This is a genomic window from Aquabacterium sp., from assembly GCF_014378415.1.
Taxonomy (GTDB): Bacteria; Pseudomonadota; Gammaproteobacteria; order Burkholderiales; family Burkholderiaceae_C; genus Aquabacterium.
On record NZ_JACMNS010000090.1, the window covers coordinates 1 to 3,184 of the forward strand.

Here is a 3,184-nt window from a genome sequence, read left to right on the forward strand (position 1 = left end):
AGTTGGCCGCCTTCTGGCAGGCCGCGGGCCAGCGCCTGGACCTGCTGTTCAACAACGCCGGCGTGGCCGTGACCAGCCTTTTCGAGGACGCCGAACTGGTCCGCCACCACCGCCTCATCGACATCAACCTCAAGGGCGTGGTCAATGGCTGCCACAGCGCTTTGCCTTGGCACAAGCGCACCCCGGGCGCGCGGGTCGTCAACATGTGCTCGGCCTCGGCGCTGTATGGCCAGCCCATGCTCAGCACCTACTCGGCCACCAAGGCCGCCGTGCGCAGCTTCACCGAGGCGCTCGACATCGAGTGGCAACGCCACGGCATCCGCGTGGTCGACGTGCTGCCCTTGTTCGTCAACACCGCCATGGTCCGCGACGACGTCAGCAAGATGAAAACCGTGCAGACCTTGGGTGTGCGCCTGAGCGCCGACGACGTGGCCCGCACCGTTTGGCGCCTGTCGCAAGGCAAGCCATCGCGCTTGCCCGTGCATTCGGCCGTGGGCTGGCAGGCCAGGCTGTTCAGCCTGTTGGCCAAGCATTCGCCCGATGCGATCAACCGCTTTGTCACGGCCCGCATGGCCGGCCATTGACATCATCTTCACCTCATCGACATCCCCATGACCACCCTTGACACGATGCCCCCCTTGCCTGCTGGCATGAAGGCGCTGGCCGACTTCGACCAGGCCCGCGAATCCACCAGCCCGCAAGCGCGGCTGCAAGAGGTGCGCCGCCGCGCGCAAGCCTTGCGCGAACGCATGATGGCCGAGCCCGAGGTGCTGTTCTACCGCAGCTTCAACCTCATCCGCGCGCCCTATCCCACCTACTACGCCTTCTCGGGCGTGTTCGCGCACCGGGGCTTCAAGTTCCCGCTGGTGCACCTGTTCAACCGCCTGTTCGTGGTGCAGTACCGCGACCACGGTGGCGTGGTGCGCACGCTCTTGCTCTCGCCCTCTGATCACGAGGCCAACCGCGAAACGCCCTTCTTCAAGCGCCTGGCCGGCAGTGTGCCGCGCAGCTTGAACAAGGTGTTTGCGCCGCAGTACCACACGGTGCCCAGCGCCCTGGCCGAATGCGGCATCACGCCCGATCAGGTCGACTACATCAGCTACGACCACTTGCACACGCAAGATGTGCGGCGCTGGCTGGGCAGCCACGGCACGCCCGGCTACTTCCCCAAAGCCAAGTTGCTGGTGCACCGCCAGGAGTGGGCATCGACCCAGCACCTGCTGCCCATCCAGGCCGATTGGTATTGCCCGAAAGGCATCGACGGCATCGCGGCGGGCCGCGTCATCACCTTTGACCGCAGCCTGAGCCTGGGGCCGGGGCTGGCGCTCATCCACACCCCGGGCCACACTGAGGGCAACCATTCGATGGCGGCACGGGTGCCCGATGGCCTGCGCGTGACCAGCGAGAACGGCGTGGGCGTGGACGCTTACGAGCCCAAGCATTCGCGGATCAACGCCGTGCGTGAATACGCCTTGCGCACGGGCGTCGAGGTGATCCTGAACGGCAACACGCTGGAAGGCAGCAACGACCAGTACATCTCCATGGTGCTGGAGAAAACGCTGGCCGGGCCCTCGGCCAACCCGGCGTATCCCAACTGCGCCACCTCGAGCGAGCGCACACCTTTCTGGCTCTTCCCGGGCGATGCGGTCAGCCACCTGTTTGGCGAAGCGCATTTCGGGCGGGTGCAAGGGTTGCAAGGCGTGCAAGGGGTGCCAGGCTGATGGCGCCCCAAGATGGCGGCGTGCTGGTCACTGGCGGTTGCGGCTTCCTGGGGCGGGCCTTGGTCAACCAGCTTTTGCGCCACACCAGCGGCCCGATCGCCGTGCTGGCCTTGCCGCATGAAGCGGTGCCGGCGCATTGGCCTTCGCGGGTCAAGCTTGTTCGTGGCGACATCACCCGCCTTCACGATGTTGAGCAGGCCGCGCAAGGGTGCGAGCGCATCTTTCACCTGGCCGCGCTGGTGGGCGATGGCGGCACCTGTGCGCAGCACGAGCGCGTCACCGTGGGCGGCACGGCCCATGTGTTCGACGTGGCTTTGCGTCAAGGCGCATCCGTGGTCCTCACCACCAGCGTGTGTGCTTATGGCGATGCGATTCAACGCGGGGCCTGCCATGAGGACACCCCGCTGGGCCAGCCCCAAGGCCCGTATGGCCAGGCCAAGCAAGGCCAGGAAAAACTCGCCTGGCGCTTTCGCGATCAAGGTGGACAAGTGTGTGTGGTGCGGCCCGCCAACATCATCGGGCCCGGTTCAGGCCCGTGGCTGCTGGATGCCGCGCACGCCTTGCGCCAAGGGCTGCCTGCGCTGGTGGGGGGTGGGCACGGCCATGCCGCGCTGGCCATCGTCGACAACGTGGCCGACTTCCTGGTGCTGGCCTCTCAAACGGCCTCGGCCCATGGCCAGGCCTTCAACCTGCACGACGGCTTGCCCATCACCTGGCGCCGCTATTTCACCGACCTGGCCGCGTTGATGGGCGCGCCGCCGCCACGCTCCTCGCCGCGTGCTTTGGCTTATCTGGGCGCCCGCTTGGTCGAGCCGATCTACAGGCGCTTCCTGCCAGCGCGCCGCCCCCCCGTGACCCGCGAGGCGCTCAACCTGATCGCGTGGGACAACCAGTTCCCCACCGACAAAGCGCGCTCACTGGGTTGGGCGCCGGTGGTGGGCTACCCGCAAATCTTGCGGGCAATCCAGCAGGACATCCAGGCGCGCGGTTTGTAGCGCCGCCTCGGGCCTCAGGCCTGCTCGCGCGGCAACAAGAAGTGCCCGCGTGCGGTGGCCACCGGCTTGTGCTGGTCGTCCTGCCACACGGTGACCTGAACCAGCGCCACGCGGCTGCCTTGCCGAATCGTGATGGCCTGCGCGAAGGTGTCCACCGGCCTGGCCGAGCGCAGGTAGTCGATCGAGAAATCAACCCCGCGCGGGGGCGTGCCATCGCTCAGGCCCATGGTTGAGACCAGGTGCAGCACCATGGCCGTTTCGGCGAAACCGGCCAGTACGCCGCCATGCAAGGCGGGCAAGATCGGGTTGCCAATCAGGTCAGGCTTGAAGGGCAGTCGGAACAGCGGGGCCTCGTCGCCATCGCCGGTGCTTTGGTGCACGTTCAGGTAGTCCACGTAAGGAGACACGCCCGCTTTCAACGCGGGTGTCACGGTGGCCGGCCAGGGCTTGGCTGTCACTGCAGTGGTG

General features: G+C 66.9%; 4 protein-coding genes. 3 read left to right on the forward strand and 1 reads right to left on the reverse strand.

Features of this window, described 5'->3' with window-relative positions; translation table 11 throughout:
• The 3 genes from H7225_RS08245 to H7225_RS08255 all read left to right on the forward strand — a co-directional run.
• On the forward strand, window positions 1-584 hold a 584-nt coding region (locus tag H7225_RS08245; RefSeq protein WP_290660687.1), incomplete at its 5' end, for an SDR family NAD(P)-dependent oxidoreductase.
• A gap of 27 nt (window positions 585-611) precedes the next feature.
• Window positions 612-1,721: a hypothetical protein gene (locus H7225_RS08250; protein WP_290660689.1), complete on the forward strand. Its 1,110-nt coding sequence runs from the start codon at window positions 612-614 to the stop codon at window positions 1,719-1,721.
• On the forward strand, window positions 1,721-2,716 hold the full coding sequence (locus tag H7225_RS08255; RefSeq protein ID WP_290660690.1) for an NAD-dependent epimerase/dehydratase family protein: 996 nt from the start codon (window positions 1,721-1,723) through the stop codon (window positions 2,714-2,716). The genes H7225_RS08250 and H7225_RS08255 overlap by 1 nt, the downstream gene beginning before the upstream one ends.
• Window positions 2,717-2,730: 14 nt before the next feature.
• On the opposite strand, the gene H7225_RS08260 is transcribed toward H7225_RS08255, so the two are convergent.
• Window positions 2,731-3,184 (reverse strand): PaaI family thioesterase (locus H7225_RS08260; RefSeq protein ID WP_290660691.1); only part of this gene is annotated, 454 nt, incomplete at its 5' end.

Excerpts from the sequence above, each read along its gene's own strand:
- H7225_RS08250 (WP_290660689.1), top strand. The coding sequence starts at position 612 with ATGACCACCCTTGACACGATGCCCCCCTTGCCTGCTGGCATGAAGGCG.
- H7225_RS08255 (WP_290660690.1), top strand. The coding sequence starts at position 1,721 with ATGGCGCCCCAAGATGGCGGCGTGCTGGTCACTGGCGGTTGCGGCTTC.